This is a genomic window from Streptomyces sp. NPDC007025, assembly GCF_042869455.1.
Classification (GTDB): domain Bacteria; phylum Actinomycetota; class Actinomycetes; order Streptomycetales; family Streptomycetaceae; genus Streptomyces.
Window position 1 is genome coordinate 451998 of sequence record NZ_JBIAFT010000003.1, and the last position, 20054, is coordinate 472051.

15 protein-coding genes and 1 riboswitch are annotated in these 20054 nt (G+C 75.3%); of the genes, 3 read left to right on the forward strand and 12 right to left on the reverse strand.

Features of this window, described 5'->3' with window-relative positions:
* Positions 1–43: 43 nt before the first annotated feature.
* Entirely contained in the window at positions 44–1186 is a 1143-nt protein-coding gene (locus tag ACFYMO_RS08425; RefSeq protein WP_388545115.1) for a glycosyltransferase family 4 protein, read from the reverse strand.
* Between the two features lie 75 nt (positions 1187–1261).
* On the opposite strand from ACFYMO_RS08425, the gene ACFYMO_RS08430 reads away from it, so the two are divergent.
* Entirely contained in the window at positions 1262–2641 is a 1380-nt protein-coding gene (locus ACFYMO_RS08430) for a glycosyltransferase family 87 protein (protein WP_366772291.1), read from the forward strand.
* Positions 2642–2723: 82 nt separating this feature from the next.
* On the opposite strand, the gene ACFYMO_RS08435 is transcribed toward ACFYMO_RS08430, so the two are convergent.
* From ACFYMO_RS08435 to ACFYMO_RS08455, 5 genes are all read right to left on the reverse strand, one after another.
* Positions 2724–4049, reverse strand: coding sequence for a hypothetical protein (locus ACFYMO_RS08435; RefSeq protein WP_366772290.1), 1326 nt, complete (start codon positions 4047–4049; stop codon positions 2724–2726).
* Positions 4050–4140: 91 nt separating this feature from the next.
* Complete coding sequence (locus ACFYMO_RS08440; protein ID WP_388545119.1) at positions 4141–5187, reverse strand: NlpC/P60 family protein; 1047 nt, start codon at positions 5185–5187, stop codon at positions 4141–4143.
* 298 nt (positions 5188–5485) lie between these two features.
* Positions 5486–6517, reverse strand: coding sequence for an NlpC/P60 family protein (locus ACFYMO_RS08445; protein WP_026005102.1), 1032 nt, complete (start codon positions 6515–6517; stop codon positions 5486–5488).
* A 434-nt stretch (positions 6518–6951) separates the two neighbouring features.
* Positions 6952–8253: an NYN domain-containing protein gene (locus ACFYMO_RS08450; protein WP_366772395.1), complete on the reverse strand. Its 1302-nt coding sequence runs from the start codon at positions 8251–8253 to the stop codon at positions 6952–6954.
* A 236-nt stretch (positions 8254–8489) separates the two neighbouring features.
* Positions 8490–8729 (reverse strand): hypothetical protein, encoded by a 240-nt coding sequence (locus ACFYMO_RS08455; protein WP_019359381.1) that lies wholly within the window; start codon positions 8727–8729, stop codon positions 8490–8492.
* 194 nt (positions 8730–8923) lie between these two features.
* Between ACFYMO_RS08455 and ACFYMO_RS08460 the strand changes: the two genes are divergently transcribed.
* Both ACFYMO_RS08460 and ACFYMO_RS08465 read left to right on the forward strand, forming a co-directional pair.
* A complete protein-coding gene (locus tag ACFYMO_RS08460; RefSeq protein ID WP_366772288.1) occupies positions 8924–9658 on the forward strand; it encodes a rhomboid family intramembrane serine protease in 735 nt (244 codons plus the stop codon).
* Positions 9655–9936 (forward strand): Lrp/AsnC family transcriptional regulator, encoded by a 282-nt coding sequence (locus ACFYMO_RS08465; protein ID WP_019359383.1) that lies wholly within the window; start codon positions 9655–9657, stop codon positions 9934–9936. Before ACFYMO_RS08460 ends, ACFYMO_RS08465 begins: the two co-directional genes overlap by 4 nt.
* 27 nt (positions 9937–9963) lie before the next feature.
* Here the strand turns inward: ACFYMO_RS08465 and ACFYMO_RS08470 are convergent, their stop codons facing one another.
* The 6 genes from ACFYMO_RS08470 to ACFYMO_RS08495 all read right to left on the reverse strand — a co-directional run bounded on the left by ACFYMO_RS08470 (position 9964) and on the right by ACFYMO_RS08495 (position 20053).
* Positions 9964–11364 carry an aminotransferase class V-fold PLP-dependent enzyme gene (locus ACFYMO_RS08470; RefSeq protein WP_388545124.1) on the reverse strand — a complete coding sequence of 467 codons (1401 nt, stop codon included), beginning with the start codon at positions 11362–11364 and terminating at the stop codon, positions 9964–9966.
* A gap of 171 nt (positions 11365–11535) precedes the next feature.
* A riboswitch (SAM riboswitch) is annotated at positions 11536–11654 on the reverse strand.
* A 393-nt stretch (positions 11655–12047) separates the two neighbouring features.
* The gene (locus ACFYMO_RS08475) at positions 12048–13205 is read right to left on the reverse strand and encodes a uroporphyrinogen-III synthase (protein WP_366773955.1); all 1158 of its coding nucleotides are present in this window, start codon (positions 13203–13205) and stop codon (positions 12048–12050) included.
* An 11-nt stretch (positions 13206–13216) separates the two neighbouring features.
* Positions 13217–13660, reverse strand: coding sequence for a nitrite reductase small subunit NirD (nirD, locus tag ACFYMO_RS08480; protein WP_366773957.1), 444 nt, complete (start codon positions 13658–13660; stop codon positions 13217–13219).
* Positions 13657–16263 carry a nitrite reductase large subunit NirB gene (nirB, locus tag ACFYMO_RS08485; RefSeq protein ID WP_388545128.1) on the reverse strand — a complete coding sequence of 869 codons (2607 nt, stop codon included), beginning with the start codon at positions 16261–16263 and terminating at the stop codon, positions 13657–13659. Before nirB ends, nirD begins: the two co-directional genes overlap by 4 nt.
* Complete coding sequence (locus ACFYMO_RS08490) at positions 16260–17795, reverse strand: FAD-dependent oxidoreductase (RefSeq protein WP_366773959.1); 1536 nt, start codon at positions 17793–17795, stop codon at positions 16260–16262. Before ACFYMO_RS08490 ends, nirB begins: the two co-directional genes overlap by 4 nt.
* Positions 17792–20053 carry a molybdopterin oxidoreductase family protein gene (locus ACFYMO_RS08495; protein WP_388545131.1) on the reverse strand — a complete coding sequence of 754 codons (2262 nt, stop codon included), beginning with the start codon at positions 20051–20053 and terminating at the stop codon, positions 17792–17794. The genes ACFYMO_RS08490 and ACFYMO_RS08495 overlap by 4 nt, the downstream gene beginning before the upstream one ends.
* Position 20054 lies beyond the last annotated feature (1 nt).

Consider the following 20054-nt stretch of genomic DNA (forward strand, 5'->3'; position numbering starts at 1 on the left):
TACCGCACCTGCCACCGGGGCGCGGGCCGCCCCGGTGCCCGGGTCACAGCAGTTCGCGTAGCCGTTCGGCCAGCAGGTCCCAGCGCCAGCGCTCCTCCACCCACCGGCGGCCCCGGGTGCCCATCCGGGTGCGCAGCTCGGGGTCGCGGAGGAGTTCGACCAGGCGGTCCGCGGTCCGCGCGGGGCTGCCGCCGGGGACGACATGGCCGGTCTCGCCGTCCAGCACGGCGTCCGGTGCGCCGCCGGAGTCCCCGGCGACGACGGGCAGTCCGGTGGCGGACGCCTCCAGGTAGACGATGCCGAGCCCCTCCACGTCCAGCCCGCCGCGCCGGGTGCGGCACGGCATCGCGAACACGTCGCCCGCGCCGTAGTGCGCGGGCAGCTCCTCCCAGGCGACCGGGCCGGTGAAGCGCACGGCGTCGGTGAGGCCGCGGGCGGCGGCCAGCCGCTCCAGGTCGGTGCGGTAGGGGCCGCCGCCGACGATCAGCAGCACCGCGTCGGGTACGGCCTCCAGCACCCGGGGCATGGCCTCGATGAGGGTGTCCTGCCCCTTGCGGCGCACCAGCCGTGAGACGCACACGACCACGGGCCGGTCGGTCAGCCCCAGCCGGGCCCGGACCGTGTCGCCGCCCGAGCCGGGGTGGAAGGTCTTCTCGTCGACGCCGGGCGGCAGTTGCACCATCCGCGCCGCGGCCCCGGGGGAGAGCGCCGCGGCGATCCTGCGGCGGGTGTAGTCGCCGAGGTGGGTGAGAGTGTCGGTGCCCTCGCCGATCCTGCGCAGCAGACCGCGCGCCACGGGGAGTTGCGCCCAGCCCGCCTCGTGGCCGTGCGTGGTGGCGACGATCCGCTCGGCGCCGGCCCTGCGCAGCGCGGGCGCCATCAGCCCGAGGGGTGCGGCGGCCCCGAACCACACCGCGCGGCAGCCGTGCTCCGCGAGCAGCGAGCAGGCACGCTTGGTCACCCGCGGAGTGGGCAGCAGCATCGTCGCACGGTCGCGGACCACTGTGAAAGGCTGCTCGGCGTCGAAGGCCGCGGTGGCCTCCGCGCCCTCGCGGCCCCGCTTCCAGGTCGAGGCGTAGACAACGACCTGGGACGGTTCCAGGCGCAGCGCCATGCTGTGCAGGAACGCCTGGATGCCGCCGGGGCGCGGCGGGAAGTCGTTGGTGACGATCAGGGTCTTGTGCATCGCCGCAGACAGTACCGCGCGGCGGTCCGGCCGGATCGGGCGGCGGCGCGGCGCAGGGCGCGAGGAAGGACAGGTGTGGGAGGCGAGCCGAGGAGGGCCCGCGGTGCGCTGGCGCCCGTGCTGGTGTGGTCGGTCACCCGGGCGGTACTGCTGCTCTACGTCTTCAAGGTGCTCACCGTGCCCGGCGGCATGGACATCACGTCCGACGTCTCGGTGATCTACCACGGCTGGTTCGGCCAGCTGAGCGACGGAACGTTTCCGTCCGACGATGTGACCTGGCAGTATCCGCCCGGCGCGGCGCTGGTGGTCCTCTCCCCCGGGCTGCTCACCGGGGTGCTCCCGCTCGGCTACGCCTCCGCGTTCTTCCTGCTGGCCTGCGCCGCCGACGCGCTGGTGCTCGGACTGCTGCTGTACGCCGCGCGGCGGCGCGGGCCGCGCGCCCCGGAGGCAGGCCTGCGCGGCCGGGCCGGGGTGTGGGCCTGGGTCGTCGGAGTGCCGCTGCTGGGGCCGACGGCGTACGCGCGCTACGACCTGATGGTGACCGTGCCCGCCGTCGCGGCGCTGCTGGCCGCCGCCAGGCACCCGCGTACCGCGGGAGCGCTGGCCGGGCTGGGGGCGCTGGTGAAGGTGTGGCCGCTGCTGCTCCTGCTCGGCACCCCGCGCGGCCGGGCGACCCGCGCCGCCTGGCTGAGCGCGCTGCTGACCGTGCTGCTGGTGACGGCGGGCTTCGCCACCGCCATGCCGGGTGCGCTGGACTTCCTCTCGGCGCAGGGCGGCCGGGGCACCGAGGTGGAGTCCGTCGGCTCGCTGGCCCTGCACGCCGCCCGGCAGTTCGGCTGGGAGGGCCAGGTGCGGCTGCGGTACGGCTCGATGGAGTTCGTGGGCCCGGGCGTGCAGGCCGTGAGCAACACCGCCGTGGCCCTGACGGGTGCGGTGTTCGGCTGGCTGCTGCTGTGGCGGCTGCGGGCGCGGAACTGGTCGCCGACCACCCTGGCGGACGCCGCCCTCGCCGCCGTGCTGCTGTTCGTCGTCACGAGCCGGGTGCTGAGCCCGCAGTACCTGATCTGGCTGCTGGGGCTGGCCGCGGTGTGTCTGACGCTGCGGGCCGGGCGCCAGGCGCTGCCCGCGTGGCTGGTCCTGGTGGCGACCGGGCTGACCCAACTGGAGTTCCCCGTCTGGTTCGGCGACGTGGTCACCGGCGAGGCCCGGGGCACGATGGTGCTGGCCCTCCGCAATCTGCTGCTGGTCGCGGCCGCCGTGCTGTCCTGCGTGCGGCTGTGGCGCTCGACGGTACCCGGCGAGCGGGAGGGCTCCGCGGACCGGGACGGCGGCCGGGAGGCGGTACCCACCCCGCGGAGCACCGGCTCCGGCACGGAACCGGAGCGGGACGGGGTACCCGGGATGCGCCGCCCGGGCGGCGACCGGATCCCGGCACCCGACGCACCCCGTCCCTGATCCGGGGCTCGCTCCGGTGGGCCCCGGACCGGCCCCGTGGTCCCGGGGCCGGTTCCCCGCACCGTGCGGTCCGGGCGCAGCTCTAGGGTTCCAGCACCCGGGTCGCGTACGCCCGCCAGCGCTCGGTGAACTGCGCCTTCCCCACACCCAGTACGGACCGCAACGCCGCGTCCGGGTCCGGGCGCCCGCCGCCGTGCGCGCGGCCCGCCCGCGCGTACAGGGCGAGCAGCTTCTCGGCTCCCCACTCCTCGGCGACCATCCGGCAGGCCAGCCAGCCGCCCTCGTAGGCACGGGCCAGCCCGGCCGGGTCGTTGCCGAAGCGGAAGTCGGCGTCCGTGGGCAGGGCGCGCAGGGCCGGGGCGGTGCCGCCGTCCGCCGTCCGGCCGGCGAGCGCACGCGCCAGTTCCGGCGCCGCCTCGCGGGGCGCCAACTGCGAGCGGCGGTAGCCCGCCCAGTCGGCGATGCCCTCGGAGAGCCACAGCGGCGTCGCCGAGGTGGTCTGCCGCCGGGTGGCGACGTGCGTCGTCTCGTGGGTCAGCACCACCTGCCGCCCCTCCTCGCTGAGCAGCCCGTAGGCCTGCGGGTTGACCACGATCCGGTCCGCCGGCGCGTTCCCGCCGCCGGACCGGGAGGTGCCGCCCGCCTCGCCGGTGGTGACGGCGGCGATGCCCGCGTAGGTGCCGGAGTCCGCTGCGGGCGTCCCCAGCAGGCGCGCCATCTGCCGCACCGAGGCGGGCGCCTCCAACACGGTCCTGCGGGACCAGCCGTCCGGCCAGGTACCGGCGACGGCGGGCACCGCACGGTCGGCGGCTTCGGCGAGGGCCCGCAGTTCGGCGCGGTCCCGGCCCACCCCCATGACCAGGCTGTGCGCACCTCGGACGACCGTCATGGCGCCCTGCTCCCACAGTTGGGAGTCGCTGTCGGACGCCTCGTCGGCGATGCGCCATCCGCCCTCGCGCCGGACGAACCGGAACCGCTCGGTCGCCGTGGTGGTGACCCTGTCGTAGTCCGCGAGCCGGTAGCGCAGCGCCGCCTCGACGGTCACCGTGCTCCCCTCCGCCGTTCCGGATCCGGCGCTTCCCCCGGACCCGCCGCCGCGCTGCGGCGCTGCGACCGCGCGGACCTCGTACGCCCAGCCGGACAGCGGCAGTCGGCGCAGGTTGCGGAAGACCTGCCGCTGTGCGCCGCGGTGGCGGGGGGCCCGCGGGTCGACGGCGTCGAGGTAGCCGCGCTCGTCACCGGCGCGCAGCGCGGCGGCCTGCCGGTCGAGCACCCGCTGGAAGGGCGCCGGGTCCCGGCCGTCCCGGTCGGCGAGCACGAAGGCGCCGAGCGCGCACAGCAGCGCGAGCGCCGCCGTTCCGCTCAGCGCTCGCGCGTACCGCAGGATGCCGTGCCGCCGCTCGCCCACGTCACCGAGGGTACGGGGGCGGGATCCGGGCCGGCCGGGGCCTCCCCTCCGGCCCGCCCGCCGCGCCCGGGGGGAACGACGGGCCGGGCCGTCAGGGTCTGGTGACCGCGGAGACCGGCAGCATGCCGACCGGGTCGTAGCGCACGGACGCGCCGGGGTGCGGCGCGTGCACCACTTGGCCGCCGCCCACGTACATGGCCACATGGCTGGCGTCGTCCCGGTAGATCACCAGGTCGCCGGGGCGGGCCCGGCCCAGCGGGACCTGCTGCCCGGCCGAGCGCTGGGCCTGTGAGGTGCGCGGGATCGAGGTGCCCGCCTGCCGGTACGCCCACTGCGTGAGCCCCGAGCAGTCGAAGGAGCCCGGCCCGGCGGCGCCCCATGCGTAGGGCCGTCCGACGGCGGACCGGGCGGCGGCGACCGCGGCGGCGGCCCGCTGCGAGGACGGGGCGGAGTTGCCGGGACCGATGCCGGGGCCGCCGGCGCGGGAGCGGCTGCCGTCCCGGGAGGCGCGCTCCTCGGGGGAGAGCCTGGCCAGCAGCCGCCGCGCCTCGGCCAGCTTCCGCCGGACGTCCTTCTTGCGCTGTTCGAGGGTCTGCTGGAGTCCGGCGAGCTGCTCCAGCTTGTCGGCCGCCTCGGTGCGCCGCTGTCCGAGGACACGCTGCGCGGACTGCAGCCGGCGCAGCTTGGCCAGCTGATGGCTGCCGATGCGGTCGAGGGTCGCGGCCTTGGCGAGGTAGCTGTCGGGATCCTCGGTGAGCATCAGCGTCACCGCGGGATCGATGCCCCCCGAGCGGTACTGCGCGCCCGCGAGCGCGCCCAGCGCGTCGCGCAGCCGGTTCACCTCCGTCTGGCCCCTGGCGACACCGTCCTGCGCGTGGGCCACCTGCTCGCGCAGTTTGCCGGTGCGCTCGGCCACCCCGTTGTACTTCTCCGTCGCAACTTCCGCCTGCTCGTAGAGCCGGTCGATCCGGGAGTTGAGGGTGGCGGCGGAGAGCTGGTTGTCGGGCTCGGCGCCCGCGGGGGCCGCGGGGACGAGGGCGACCGCCGCGCCGGCGGCTGCTGCCGACAGCACGGTGACCCGCGTCGGCCGGCCCTGGCCGGGCAGCGGGGTATGTCGAGGGGACCGGTGCGATGCCACTGGAGGAGGCGTTCCTTCCGCTAGGCGACGTGCGCCCGCAGAATGTAGCCGTGCCTCCAGGGGGGACAAAGGACCGTGGACCGCCGGTAAGTCCGCTCCCGCGCCCCGGCGTTCACTGATCGCGCAGGTCACCGGGCGGATCGGAAGTCCGCCCCCGCCAGGGCGGCTTCACTCGGAAGAGCGAAGTTTAAAGGTCATCACACTGGCGGGTGATCTTCCGGACGGGGCTCGCCCGCCATCCGCGGCCCTGCCCCGAACAGCCCTGCGCCGGAGAGGGATCCGGCCGCCCGGTGCCGGGTCAGCCGACCCGGACGCCGAACTGGAACGGCATGTTGCCCATGGCCTCGAACCGCACCGAGGCGCCGGGCTTGGGTGCGTGCAGCACCTGCCCGTTGCCCGCGTAGAGGCCGATGTGGTGCAGGTCGCCGTAGAAGAGCACCAGGTCGCCCGGCTTGAGCTGGCTCTGGCTGGAGATCCGGGTCCCGGCATTGGCCTGCGCCTGGGAGGTGCGCGGCAGCGAGACGCCGGCCTGCTTGTAGGCCCACGAGGTGAGCCCGGAGCAGTCGAAGGAGCTGGGGCCGGTGGCACCCCACACGTACGGGCTGCCTATCTTGCCCTTGGCGGCGGACAGCGCGGCAGCCGCGTGGCCGGAGCCCGGGGGCAGGTCGCCGAGGTCGGCCCGGTTGCTGGAGGCGCGGTCGGCGCGCTGCTGCTTCTCGGCGAGCCGCGCCTTCTCCTTGGCGGTCAGCGTGTTGAGCAGCCGCTGGGCCTCGGAGAGCTTGCCCTGGATCTTCTTCTTCTTCTCGCCGAGCTCCTTGCGGGTGCTGGCGAGGTCCTTGAGCTTGCCCGAGGCCTCCTTGCGCTGCTGCGCGAGGCTGCGCTGCTTGGCCTGGACCTTCTTGAGGGCGCCGGCCTGCTTGGTGCTCAACTGGTCCATGGCCGAGGCCTTGTCCAGGTAGCTGTCCGGGTCGGAGGAGAGGAAGAGCTGCACCGAGGGATCGATCCCGCCCGAGCGGTACTGCGCGGTCGCCAGCGAACCCAGCTTGTCGCGCATGCTGTTGAGCTCGCCCTGGCCGCGGGCCACGCTGTCCTGGAGGTTCTCGACCTCCTCGGAGAGCTTGGACTGCTTCTCCTTGGCACCGTTGTACTTCTCGGTGGCCGCCTCGGCGTCCTCGTACAGCTTGTCGACCTTCTCCTTGACGTCCTTCTTGGACGACTGGGGGTCGGCGTGGGCCGCCTGGGAGGTGAGTGCGACAGCCGCGGCCGCGGTCATGGTGAAGACACTGACACGTGCGCGACTCGGCTGCTTGGGACGACGGTGGGACGCCACTGGGGCGAGCTCCTTCTTCCTCAGCCGCCTGCCGGTCTGGTCATCTCCGGCTCCACAGCCCGGGACTGGGCGATCCCGGCGTGCGGAACGAGGCGGTCCTCCGCTGCCACCCCGGATAGGTGATCAACCGAGCGAAGGTTCGGGCCAGACATTAGCCACGCGTAGTGATCCGATCAAATCCCTCAGGAAAAAAGACGCCCCGCAGCCGCATTCTTTACCCGCCACCCACGCACGGCGAGCACGGCCTCACACACCGCGCACAGCCCCGTCCGCCGCAGCCGCTCCCCGACGCCCCGTCCGGCACCGGAGCGGACCCGCGCGGCAGCGGAGTTGAGAAGACACCGGCGCGGCCTCGGTGCCGGAGCGCCCTGCCCGGGCCGCCGGGCCGCGGAAGCACATACGGACAGCGGGCAGCGACCCTGCGGGCTGCGGCCTCAGGTACGGGCGAGCCGTCTGAGCAGCAGCGCGGAGGCGACCGGCCGGGCCCCGGCCGCCGCACAGCCGTCGGCGACCTCGCGGTCGCTGGAGACCACCACCACCGCGCGGCCCGGCGGTTCGGCACGCACCAGCCGGCGGATCAGCTCGTCCGCGGTCTGGCCCGGCTTGGAGAAGAGCACCCGGACTCCGCGCGGCGGCGCCAGCAGTACCGGCGCCGCCAGTTCGGCGCCGTCGAACACGCAGGTGACCTCGGCACCGGACTGGGCGGCCAGCACCGCGAGGCCGCCCAGCAGCCGCAGCCGCTGCTTCTCCAGCGGCAGCGCGGGATAGCCGGTCTTGGTGACGTTGTAGCCGTCCACCACCAGGTGGGCCTGCGGCAGGGCCAGCAACTGGTCCAGCAGCGCCGGATCGGTGTCCGAAAGCGCCCGGGCCGCCACGTCCTTGGGCGACATCCGGCCCGGCTCGACCGCGTCCACGGTGTCGGCCGGACGGGTCTCGGACGGCGGGAGCGCCAGTTCGCGGCGCAGACCCTGGGCCGCGTCCAGCACCGTGTCCAGGAGCAGCCGCACCCGCATGTCCTCGACGCTGCGGCCCTCGCGCGCCGCGCGCCGCCCGGCCTCCAGCGCGGACTCGGCCTCGGCCAGCCGGGACTTGAGCCGGCGCAGCTCGCCGTCCAGCGCAGCCTTCTCGGTGCCGGCCGACGCGCGCACCCCGTCCAGCTCCTCCTGCAGCTTGCGCAGCGACGCCTCCCGGCGGCGCACATCCGCCTGCGCGCTGCGCAGCTTGCGCTGTGTGCCGTCCAGTTCCTTGCGCAGCGCCTCCTGCTCGCGGCGGCCGCGCTCGGCCTCGTCCCGGGCCGCTCCCCTGGCCTGGGAGAGCTCCTCGCGCAGCCGGGACAGTTCGCGCTGGGCCTCCTCGCCCGCGCGTTCGGCCTGCGCCCGCTGGGCCTCCTCGCCCGCCGCCGCCACCAGCTTGGCCCAGCCGGAGGGCCGCAGCACATAGGCCGCCGCCGCCACATCCACCGGGTCGGCGGCCGGCGGCGGCGTGCCCTCGTCGAGCGCGGCCGCCAGTTCCGGGAACTGCTCCCGCATCCGGGAGGCGACGCGCTGCCGGAAGACGGCGTCGCTCTCCAGCGCCGCCGCCATGGCGTTGCCGCCGAACTTGGCGCGGCGCTGCGCGGTGAAGCGTGCGTACTGGCGCAGCGGGGGCGGCAGTTCGGCGACGGTCAGGCCGCCGAGCGCGTCCCCGGTGAAACCGACCACCCGCCGCCGCACCTTCTCCGGCAGCGGGCGCTCCAGGCTCTCCGGCTCGGCGTCCGGCTCCGCGCCCGGGTCCGCGCCCGGGTCCGGCTCCGGGCCGGCGCCCGGAGCCGGAGCGGCGGAGCGGGGCTCGGCGGGGTCCGGGCCCGCGGGTCCCTCAGCGGCCGCCCGGGCAGCGGGCCCGGCGCCCTCCCCGGCAGCCGGGTCCGGCCGCCGTTGGTCGCCGCCCGTCCGTTCCTCCACCGGTCACACCTGCCGTCTCCGGGACCTGAGCCCTATACCTGAGCGCTGGGCCGGTCCACCAGTTCGACCTGGTCCACGGCATTGCACCATCTGCAGCGCACGGACTCGATGCTCTCACTGAGCACCTCCTGCTCCTCCACCGCCGGGGCGCCGGCCAGGTCCAGATGGACGTACTCGACCACCTTGCTGGAACGCGTCACGTCGAACCGGGTCAGATTGCCGCACAGCGTGCAGCGCCAGCGGGTCTCGTCCGTGGGCGTGGGGACCGCCATCGTCTCGTCCTCGTTTCCTGAAGAGTCGGTACTGGTCGGTGCTGGTCGGCACTGCTGAGTGCCGCCGGGCCGCGTACCATCACGGATACGCGGCGCGGGGTCACGTCCCGTAAACCCTACGGCCTAGGACCGTCCGCGTGCCCCCCGCGTGTGTCGAGGAGCATGCCCGCGCGGCGAGGCGTCATGATCCGCTCATGGACGGCATCGGCCACGCCGGCACCCGGCACCCGGACCGCAGCGCGGAGCCGCGGCCCCTGGTCACCTACGCTCTGCTCGGCTGCTGCTGCCTGGTCTTCCTCGTCGGACCGGCCTCCGGCCTCCTCCCCTCCCACGGTACGGGGCAGGCACTGGAAGAGGTCAGGGCGGCCTACTTCCGCCGGTGGGGCGTGGTGCCCAGCACCCTGTTCAGCGGTGCCCTGCGTCCGCTGCCGACCCCGCTGACCGCGCTGTTCCTGCACGCCAACTGGCTGCATCTGCTGGGCAACCTGCTGTTCCTCTTCGTCTTCGGCGGCGCGGTGGAGCAGCGGATGGGCCCGCTGCGCTTCCTCCTCTTCTACCTGTCCACCGGCTACGCGGCGATGCTCTGCTACGCCGCGGCCCATCCGGTCTCCGACGAGGCGCTGGTCGGGGCCTCCGGAGCGATCTCCGCCGTGCTGGGCGCCTTCCTCTGCCTGCACCCGCGTACCCGGGTGACGAGCGTCTTCCCCTTCCTCTTCTTCCTGCCGCTGCGCTTCCCGGCCTGGGCGGTGCTGCTCTTCTGGCTAAGCCTCCAGTGGCTGGCCGCCCGGCAGCAGGCGGAAGGGCCCGGCGTCGCCTACCTGGCCCACGTGGCAGGGTTCACGCTGGGCTTCCTGTCCGCCTGGCTGCACCACCGCCGGGCTACAGTGGCCGGGCCAACCCCGGCGTCCGAGGGAGAGACCCCACCGTGATCACTTCCATCGTCCTCATCCGGACGAGCACCGACCGCATCCCCGAGATCGCCGAGCAGATCGCGGCCATCGAGGGCGTCAGCGAGGTCTACTCCGTCACCGGTGCGCACGATCTGATCGCCATGGTCCGCGTCGCCCAGCACGACGACCTCGCCGACATCATCCCCGGCCGCATCAGCAAGGTCCCGGGCGTGGAGTCCACCGAGACCCATATCGCCTTCCGCACCTACTCCCAGCACGATCTGGAGTCGGCCTTCGCCATCGGCCTGGACGCCTGAGCCGGCCGCCCCCGGCGAGCCGGACGGTCAGCACTCCCGCCCGACCGACGCACGCGCCGCGGCCGCGGGCTCCGGGACGCAGCGGCCGCCCTCCGTGCGGTAGGTCCAGCGTGCGCCGTCCCGCACGAGTTCGCGCACGGCGGTGACGAACCGCTCCACATGCTCGTCCGGCGTCCCGGCGCCGAAGCTGACCCGGACCGCGTCGAGCGCGGGCGTCTCCCCGGCGCCGCCGCACTCGGCGGGCGCGTCCTCCCGCTCTCCGAGCAGAGTGCGCAGCAGCGGATGGGCGCAGAAGAGGCCGTCCCGGACCCCGATCCCGTACTCGGCGGAGAGCGCCGCCGCGAAGTGCGAGCTGCTCCATCCCTCGACGACGAAGGAGACCACCCCCACCCGGTCGGCGTCCTCGCCGAACAGCGCGAGGACCCGCACCTCGGGCAGCTCCGCCAGCCCGCGGACCAGCCGGGCCAGCAGCTCCTCCTCCCGCGCGACGAGGCGGTCGAACCCGGCCTCGGCCAGCGCCCGGCAGGCGGAGGCGAGGGCGTAGGCGCCGATGACGTTGGGCGAACCGGCCTCGTGGCGGGCCGCGGTGGTGTGCCACTCCACGTCCACCCCGCCGTCCGCGGCACGGGCCACCCGGCGGCTCGCACCACCGCCCGCCAGATACGGCTCCGCCGCGCTCAGCCAGTCGGCGCGGCCCGCCAGCACCCCGGCGCCGAACGGCGCGTACAGCTTGTGCCCGGAGAAGGCCACCCAGTCCGCCTCCAGCTCGGTCAGGCGCACGGGCCGGTGCGGGGCGAGCTGCGCCGCGTCCAGGACCAACCGCGCACCGTGCCGGTGGGCGGCGCGGGCGAGCTCACGCACCGGCCACACCTCGCCCGTCACATTCGACGCTCCGGTCACGCAGACCAGCTTGGGTCCGGCCGGCGCGCCATGCAGCGCCGACTCCAGCGTGGCGACCGCCTGTCCGGGCGAGCGGGGCGCGTCCAGATACGTCACCTCGTGGGCACCCCACGGGAGCAGCGAGGCATGGTGCTCGGTCTCGAAGACGAACACCCGGGTGCCGGACGGCAGCGCCCCCGCCAGCAGGTTGAGCGAATCGGTCGTCGCCCGGGTGAAGACGACCTGGTCGCCCTCGCGGCAACCCAGGAACTCGGCGACGGTCCGCCGACTCTGTTCGAACAGGTCCGTCGACAGTTGCGAGAGGTGGCCCGCGCCCCGGTGCACGCTGCCGTAGTACGGCGCGTATGCCGCCACGTCGTCCCACACCCGCTGCAGCGCGGGCGCGCTCGCCGCGTAGTCCAGCGCTCCGTACGTCACCTCCCCGCCGGTGACCAGCGGCACGCGGACGTCGCGGCCCAGGACGGGAAGCGGAGCGGACTCCTCACGACAGGAATCAGAAACCGGGACAAAAGGTGCGGTGAACGGCATGACAGTACTCCGGACGGGGTGAGCGACAAGGGGCCGCCTGGCGGCGCGCCAAAACATGACAGAACGTCAGGAGGAGGGCCGGAAAGGGGTGCGCAGCACTACCCCTCGGCCCTAGCGCATTCGCTTGCTCACGGAGGACTCCCTCGAAAGACCAGGACCCCTGGCGCGAGGGATCCGCGCTTGCCGCAGACCTTGCTGTCCTACGGCCTGGTCATCACCCGGGGCACCCCGCCACGGACGGAGGGTTGCCGGACAGCAGGCCGGGGCCTTTCTCGCTGTCACTCGTGACCTGCGAGCGAGTATGCCACACCCTCCGCGGGGTGCGTATCGCCGGGTTCGCTGCCCTCTCCGCGGATGGCCTGGCTCCGTGGGGGCACGACTGCGGGAGCACTGTTGCGCTGTGACGGACGGCATCAGGACTCCTCCCGCACCCGACGGGCCCAAAAAAAGACCCGGAACAACGTCCGCAGGGGCTCACACCACTGCGGCTGGAGGTCCTAGGGGACGAAGCCCACTAGCGGGGGCCGTTGGGTGGGGGTCCCCCCGGACGGAGTCTGGGGGAGGAGCCGCCCCGACGCCCGTCCGGCGAGGACAAGGGGGTTCGGGGGCGAAGCCCCCGACAACGGCGCCGCACCAAGAAGGCAACGGACGGGGAACCGCACCCCCGTAAGAGGGCGGCGCCGTCAGGAACCGCAGACCGTCGCCGGATCGAGGGCGATACGGTACCCGCGTTTGGTGACGGTCTGCACCACAGAGGGCACCCCAAGCGCCGCCCGGAGCCGAGCGACGGCAGCCTCGACGGCATGCTCGTCGGTCCCCCCGCCGGGCAGGCACCCCAGCAGGTCGGCGCAGGAGACCACCGCTCCGGGCCGCCGCGCAAGCGCCCGCAGCACGGCCATGGGCCCCGGGCTGACCGGCCGCAGTTCGCCGTCGAGCAGGGCGGCGGTGCCCCGCACTTCCAGCGTGTGTCCTGCCGCGGGCAGCAGCGGCGCGGTGGCGGGCAGCCGCTCGCCCAGCAGCCGGACGAGGGCGCCGACCCGGAACCGCTCGGGCCAGTAGGCGGGGATGTCCCGGGCGAGCAGGGGCGCGGCGGTGACGGGGCCGACGCAGGCGACCTGGGTACGGCCGCGCAGCACCCGGGTCAGGTCGTCGACGGCTCCGCGTCCTGCGGCGCGGGCGTAGAGCCCGGCGGCTGCCAGCGCGCTGGTGAAGGTGAGAGCGTCCACGCCGCCGGCCAGCACGGCGTCGAGGAGGCGGTCGAGGGGGCCGGGGTCGAGGGGGCCCGTCCACCGGTAGACGGGCACGGGGACGACTTCGGCTCCTGCTCCGCGCAGCGCGTCGAGGAAGTCGCGCAGCGGCTCGCCGTGGAGTTGGACGGCGATCCGCAGTCCGGCCAGGTCGCCGCGGGCGAGCAGCCGTTCGAGGACTTCGCTGGAGGATTCCGAGGCGGGGGACCAGGCTTCGCGGAGTCCGGCGGCGCGCAGCGCCCCGCATGCTTTGGGGCCGCGGGCGAGCAGTTCGCTCGCGGCGAGGACGCCGCGGAGGGCTTCGCCCTCGCCCCAGCCGTCGGCGGCCTCCATCCAGCCGCGGAAGCCGATGCCGGTGGTGGCGACGGCCACGTCGGGCGGGCGGGCGAGGAGTTGCCCGGTGGCGTCGCGCAGTTCCTCGTCGTCGGCGAGCGGGGCGATGCGCAGTGCGGGCCCGTGTACGACGGCCGCTCCGCGCCGCTCCAGCAGTGCGCCGAGTTCTTCGGCCCGGCGCGCGGCCGTGACGGCGACGGTGAATCCGGCGAGCGGGGGTGCGGAGCGGGTGCGGCTCCGTGGCGGTGGGGATGCCGGCACCGCGTCTCCTCTCAGTGCCCGGTGTCCGCGCCGGGCGGCCCGGTCGGGTGTGCGGGGATGCTGCTGTCCACCATGGTCTCGCGCATGTCCGCCATGGTCTCGCGCGCGGCGGTCCGGCGGGTGGAGACCTCGATCACGTGTCCGGACAGCCGCACGTCGTGGGTCGGAAGCCGGACGGTGTCGTCCTCCAGACAGCGCCCGGTCGCCAGTTCGAAGGTCTGTTTTCCGAGGGGGCCGGTGACGACGGGGACCCCGGCCCGGTCGCCGACGATGCCGTGGCAGATGACGGGTGCCCCGCTGAAGGGGTCGAGATTTCCCAGCGCGTGGAGCTCGCCGCTGCGCAGCCGGAAGAGGGCGACGCCCGTGCCGTCCGGCAGCAGTGCGGCGCGTCCCTGGTCGGCCGGGAGGGCGTCCAGCGGGCAGAGCGCTGTCCAGTCGGGCGCGGCGCCGGTCATCGGGTGCCCGCCTCGGCGGCGGCACGCGCGGCCGGCAGTCCGAGGTCGACCGGGACGGGCTGGCCCCGTTCGACGGCGAAGGAGATCGCCGGGTCGGGGGTACCGGGCGCGTTGACGAAGGAGGTGAACCGGGCGAGTTTGGCGGGGTCCTCCAGGACGCCGCGCCACTCGTCGCGGTAGTCGGCCACGTGCCGGGCCATGGCCGCGTCCAGGTCGGCGCCGATGCCGAGCGCGTCGTCCAGCACGACGGCCCGCAGGTGATCCAGGCCGCCTTCGAGGGATTCCAGCCAGGCGGCGGTGCGCTGGAGGCGGTCGGCGGTGCGGATGTAGAACATCAGGAACCGGTCGATGGTGCGCACCAGGGTGTCGTGATCGAGGTCGGTGGCGAGGAGTTCGGCGTGCCGTGGTGTGACGCCGCCGTTGCCGCCGACGTAGAGGTTCCAGCCCTGCTCGGTGGCGATGATGCCGAAGTCCTTGCTGCGGGCCTCCGCGCACTCGCGGGCGCAGCCGGAGACGCCGGCCTTGAGCTTGTGGGGTGCGCGCAGCCCCCGGTAGCGCAGTTCCAGTTCGACGGCGAGGCCGACCGAGTCCTGCACTCCGTAGCGGCACCAGGTCGAGCCGACGCAGGACTTGACCGTGCGGACGGCCTTGCCGTAGGCGTGCCCGGACTCGAAGCCCGCTTCGGTGAGCCGGCGCCAGATGGCGGGGAGCTCTTCCAGCCGGGCGCCGAGCAGGTCGATGCGCTGACCTCCGGTGATCTTGGTGTAGAGGCCGAAGTCGCGGGCCACCTCGCCGAGCACGATGAGCCGGGCCGGGGTGATCTCGCCGCCGGGTACCCGGGGTACGACGGAGTAGGTGCCGTTGCGCTGCATGTTGGCCAGGTGGCGGTCGTTGGTGTCCTGGAGTCCGCCGCGTTCGCCGTCCAGGATGTGGGTGCCGCTGTCCCGGGAGGCGAGGATCGCGGCGACGGCGGGCTTGCACACGTCGCAGCCGAGGCCGCGCCCGTGTTCGGTCAGCAGCCGGGAGAAGGTGCTGATGCCGGTGGCCGCGACGATCTCGAACAGCTCGGCCCGCGAGTGGTCGAAGTGCTCGCACAGCGCCGTGGGCTGCTCGACGCCCGCCGCTTCCAGGAGCTGTTGGAGTGCCGGGACGCAGGAGCCGCAGCCGGTGCCGGCCCTGGTGCAGGACTTGAGCGCGGGCACGTCCGTGCAACCCTGCCCGGTGACGGCCGCGGTCAGCGTGCCCTTGGTGACGGCGTGGCAGCTGCAGATCTGGGCACTGTCCGGCAGCGCGGCCACTCCTCTCCCGGCACCCCCGCCGTCCTCGGTTCCGGGCGCGAGCAGCGCCGACGGTCCGGCGGGCAGCGGGCTGCCGACCAGGGGGCGCAGCAGCGGGTAGCCGGAAGTGTCGCCGACGAGGATGCCGCCGAGCAGGGTCTGGGCGTCGTCGGAGACGACGAGCTTGCCGTAGGTGGCGGCGACGGGGTCGTTGAGCACGACCTCCAGCGCGCCGGGGGTGGTGGCGTGCGCGTCGCCGAAGGAGGCCACTGCGACGCCGAGCAGCTTGAGCCGGGTGGCGGTGTCGGCGCCGGGGAACACGGCCGCACCGCCCAGCAGCCGGTCGGCGACGGTCTCAGCCATGGCGTAGCCGGGCGCGACCAGCCCGAGGGTGCGGCCCTCGACGCAGGCGACCTCGCCGACGGCCCACACCCGCGGATCGGTCACGGAGCGGCAGCCGCCGTCGACCACGACTCCGCCGCGCTCCCCCACCCGGAGTCCGGCGTCCCGGGCGAGCTCGTCGCGGGGCCGCACCCCGGCGGCGAAGACGACCAGGTCGGTATCCAGGAAGGTGCCGTCGGTCAGCTCCACTCCGGCGGCGGCTCCGGTGCGCGGGTGGGTGGCGACGCCGCGGGTCCCGGTTCCGGTGTGGACGCTCACGCCCAGTTCACCCACCATGCGGCCCAGCAGTGCGCCGCCGCCCTGGTCGAGCTGGACGGCCATCAGGTGCGGGGCGAGTTCCACGACGTGGGTGGTCAGGCCCAGCAGCCGGAGTGCGTTGGCCGCCTCCAGGCCGAGCAGCCCGCCGCCGACGACGACGGCCCGTCCGGTGTGGGACCCGGCGGCCGCGGCGCGGATGTCGTCGATGTCGTCCAGGGTGCGGTAGACGAGGCAGCCGGGGGCCTCGGCGCCGGGGATCGGCGGGACGAACGGCCGCGATCCGGTGGCCAGGACCAGGGCGTCGTACGGCACCCGGGCGCCGGAGGCGGTGTGCACGGTCCGTGCGGCACGGTCGAGCGCCGTCGCGGGGTCGCCCAGTCGCAGTCCGACCCGGCCGGGGTCGTGTGCGGGCAGCCGCAGCGCGCTCTCGTCGGCGCCCTCGAAGCAGGAGGAGAGAGCCACCCGGTCGTAGGCCGGGCGGTGCTCCTCGGCGAGCACGGTGATCTCCCAGCGCCGCTCCGTGTCCCGGGAGTCGAGTGCTTCGACCAGCCGGTGGCCGACCATGCCGTGCCCGACGACGACGAGCCTGCGGGCGTCCGCGGTGCCGGTACCGGGGTACGGGGCGCTGCTGTCCTGCGGAGGCCGGGTCGGCCGGGTCGGGTTCATGGGAATCTCCTCGGAACGGTCGTGGCGGGGGTGTCGTGGCGGGCGGGCGGGGTGGTCTCGGCGAAGCGGGCGGCGAGCTTCTCGACGGCGCCGCGGCAGCCGCCGCAGCCGGTGGTGGCCCGGGTGGCGCCGGTCAGTTCGCGGGTGGAGCGGGCGCCGTCGGCCCAGGCGGTGCGCAGCGCACCCTTGGTGACGCTGTTGCAGCGGCACACCGTCGCGTGGTCGGGCAGGTCGGCGCCGTCCGCCGTGCCGGACGGGAGGGCCCGGCCGAGCATGAGGGCGAGCCGGTCGGAGGGTGCCGGGGCGCCCTGGTCGTAGAGCTGGACGAGTCCGGCCGCCGCGTCGGGCAGGCCGAGCAGGATGGCGCCGGTGACCCGGTCGCCGTGCAGCACCAGCTTGGCGTACCGCTCCCCGGTCGGGTCCTCCAGCCGCAGCACCTCGGGGCTGCCGTCGGGGCGGTCGCCGACCGGGGTGCCGCCGTCCGCGGTGTCCTCGACGAACGGGTCGCCGAGGCTGGCCAGTTCGACTCCCGCGGCCTTGAGCCGGGTCACCCGCGGGGTGCCCCGGTAGCGCGCGTGCGGGTCGGCGCCGGTCAGCCGGGCGGCCAGGACCGCGGCCTGCTCCCATCCGGGCTGCACCAGCCCGGGGGCGGCGTCGGCGCAGTCGCCGAGGGCGTGGATGTCCGGGTCGGAGGTGGTGAGGGTGTCGTCGACCGCGATCCCGGCCGGTCCGGCGGCCAGTCCGCAGGCGCGGGCGAGTCCGGTTTCGGCGCGGGTCCCGGTGCACAGCAGCAGTCCGGCGGCGGGCAGCACGCTGCCGTCCTCCAGGTGCAGTCCGGCTTCCGGCTCCCAGCGCACCGCGGCGGTGCCCAGCCGCTGCTCGACGCCGGTGCGCCGCAGCACGCGGCTCAGCACCCGCGCGGCGGGCCCGTCCAGCTGCCGGTCCATCAGGTGCGCTGCGGGGTGCACGACGGTCACCGCGACGCCCCGTGCCACCAGGGCCCGGGCCGCCTCCAGACCGAGGACGCCGCCGCCCAGCACGGCGATCCGCGAGCCGCGCGCCCGGGCGCGGTCGGCCAGCCGGGCCAGCCGCCGGGCGTCGGCGAGCGTCCGCAGCGCGGTGACGCCGCGGGCCGGTGCCGCCGGGTGCGAGCCGCCGTCGTCCGGCGCGGCGGCCAGTCCGGGCAGCGGGGGGAGCACCGGGCGGGCGCCGGTGGCCAGCACCAGCCTGTCGTAGCGGAGCCGCCGCCCGTCGGCGGTGCTGAGAGTGCGGGCGGCGCGGTCGACGGCGGTGACGGTGGTGCCGGTGGCGAGCGGACCCGGGCCGGCCGGCTCCGGCACCAGGTCGGCCTCGGTGAGCGAGCCGGTCAGCAGGGTCGGCAGCAGCACCCGGTTGCAGCCGCCGACCGGTTCCGCGCCCAGGACGGTCATCCGTACCCGGCTGCGCTCCGGATCGCGGCGCAGCGTCTCCTCGTGCAGCCGTGCGCCGACCATGCCGTTGCCGACGACCACCACGTCCAGCGCCCTGCTCACGCCGTCCCCTTCCCGGTCCGCGCGGTCTCCCCGCCCACCGGGGGCGCTGCGGGCTCTTCGTACGCGCGCCCCGGACGCGGCCCGTCGCCGTCGCCGTGGGCGGGCTCCAGCCGGACGGCGCTCAGCTTGAACTCCGGCATCCGGCTGACCGGGTCGAGCGCGGGGTTGGTGAGGACGTTGGCGGCGCCGTCGCCGGGGAAATGGAAGGGCAGGAAGACCGTGTCGGGGCGCAGGCTCGCGACACAGCGGGTGCGGGCGAGGACGGCGCCGCGCCGCGAGACGATCCGCGCGGTGTCCCCGTCGGCGAGCCCGGCGCGGCGGGCCGTGTCGGGGTGCACCTCGACATAGGGTCCGGGCCCGGCGGCGGCCAGTTCGGGCACCCGGCGGGTCTGGGCTCCGGACTGGTAGTGCTGCGACTGCCGCCCGGTGGTGGCGTACAGCGGGTGTGCGGCGTCGGGCAGTTCGGCCGCGTCCCGGTGCTCGACCGGCAGGAAGCGGGCCCGGCCGTCCGGGTGCGCGAACCGGTCGAGGAAGAGCCGCGGGGTGCCGACGGCGCCGGTCGGCTCCGTCGCGCCGGCGCTGGGCGGCGCGACGGGGACGGGGACGGGGACGGGCCAGTACACGGGCCGCCCCGCGTCCAGGAGCTCCGGCGCGGCACCGGCGTAGTCGGCGGTGCCGCCCGCCGAGGCGCGGCGCAGTTCGTCGAGGACGGCGGCCGGTTCGGTGGGGAACTCGTGCCCGGCGCGGCCCAGCCGCACCGCCAGGCCGTGCAGCACCTCCAGGTCGGTCCGCACTCCGGGCGGCGGGGGTTGGGCGGCCCTGCGGCGCAGGACCCGGCCCTCCAGATTGGTCATGGTGCCGGACTCCTCGGCCCACATGGCGACGGGCAGCACCACGTCGGCGAGTTCGGCGGTCTCCGAGCGGAAGAAGTCGGCCACGACCAGCAGGTCCAGCGCGCCCAGCCGGTCGGCGACGCGGCGGGCGCGCGGCGCGGAGACGACCGGGTTGGAGCCCATCACCAGCAGCGCGCCGGGTCCTTCCGGGGTGCCGAGCGCGTCCAGCAGCTCCCAGGCGCTGCGTCCGGCGCCGGGCAGCGACGCCGCGGGCACCCCCCAGACCCCGGCGACGTGCGCGCGGGCCGCGGGGTCCTCGATGTGCCGGTAGCCGGGCAACTGGTCCGCCTTCTGGCCGTGCTCGCGGCCGCCCTGCCCGTTGCCCTGCCCGGTCAGGCAGCCGTAGCCGGAGCCCGGGGTGCCGGGGAGTCCGAGCGCCAGAGCCAGGTCGATCCAGGCGGAGACGGTGTCGACGCCCTTGCTGTGCTGCTCGGCACCGCGTCCGGTGAGGATGTGGGCGCGCGGTGCCCGGGCCAGTGCCGCGGCGGCGCGGCGCAGGTCGGCGGCGGCCACTCCGGTCAGCCGCTCGGTGCGCTCGGGCCACCAGCGCGCCGCGGACCGCCGTACCGCCTCCCAGCCGGTGGTGCGCTCCCGGCGGTAGGCGCGGCGCCGCGGCGTGTCCAGGTGCCCTTCCACCAGCGCGATGTGCAGCAGCCCGAGCGCCAGCGCCAGATCGGTGCCCGGCGCCGGCTGGAGGTGGCTGCCGCCGCCGTCGAGCGCCGCCTGGGCGGTGGCGGTCCGCCGCGGGTCGACGACGATCAGCCGCGCGGGGTCGAGGTGTCCCATCAGCGGCGGCATCGTCTCGGCGGGGTTGGCGCCGACGAGCACCAGCGCACCGGAGTCGTCCAGGTCCGTGACCGGGAACGGCAGTCCGCGGTCGAGTCCGAAGGCCCGGTTGCCCGCCGCGGCCGCGGACGACATGCAGAACCGGCCGTTGTAGTCGATCTGCGAGGTGCCGAGCGCGACCCGGGCGAACTTGCCGAGCGCGTACGCCTTCTCGTTCGTCAGCCCGCCGCTGCCGAAGACGGCGACGGCGTCGGCTCCTCGCCGCTCGCGCAGGGCGGCGAAGCGCCGGGCCACCAGGTCCAGTGCCTCGTCCCAGCCGGCCTCGCGGAGCGGGCCGCCCGCAGCGTCCCGGATCAGCGGGTTGGTCAGCCGGTCGGGCGAGTCCAGCAGCTGCGCGGAGGTCCAACCCTTCTGGCAGAGGCCACCCCGGTTGGTGGGGAACGCGCGCGGGGCGACGGACGGGCGGGCCGGTGCGGGCGGCGGGCCCGGTGCGGCTCCGGGGGCGGGCCCGGGGGTGAGGGTCATGGCGCACTGCAGCGCGCAGTAGGGACAGTGGGTCGCGGTGGCTGCCGTGGTCACC

What these genes read in the sequence shown, in the direction of transcription:
- ACFYMO_RS08425 (WP_388545115.1), bottom strand. Translation starts at nt 1,186, where the DNA reads ATGCACAAGACCCTGATCGTCACCAACGACTTCCCGCCGCGCCCCGGC.
- ACFYMO_RS08455 (WP_019359381.1), bottom strand. Translation starts at nt 8,729, where the DNA reads ATGGCGGTCCCCACGCCCACGGACGAGACCCGCTGGCGCTGCACGCTG.
- ACFYMO_RS08460 (WP_366772288.1), top strand. Translation starts at nt 8,924, where the DNA reads ATGGACGGCATCGGCCACGCCGGCACCCGGCACCCGGACCGCAGCGCG.
- ACFYMO_RS08470 (WP_388545124.1), bottom strand. Translation starts at nt 11,364, where the DNA reads ATGCCGTTCACCGCACCTTTTGTCCCGGTTTCTGATTCCTGTCGTGAG.
- nirD (WP_366773957.1), bottom strand. Translation starts at nt 13,660, where the DNA reads ATGACCGGCGCCGCGCCCGACTGGACAGCGCTCTGCCCGCTGGACGCC.
- nirB (WP_388545128.1), bottom strand. Translation starts at nt 16,263, where the DNA reads ATGAACCCGACCCGGCCGACCCGGCCTCCGCAGGACAGCAGCGCCCCG.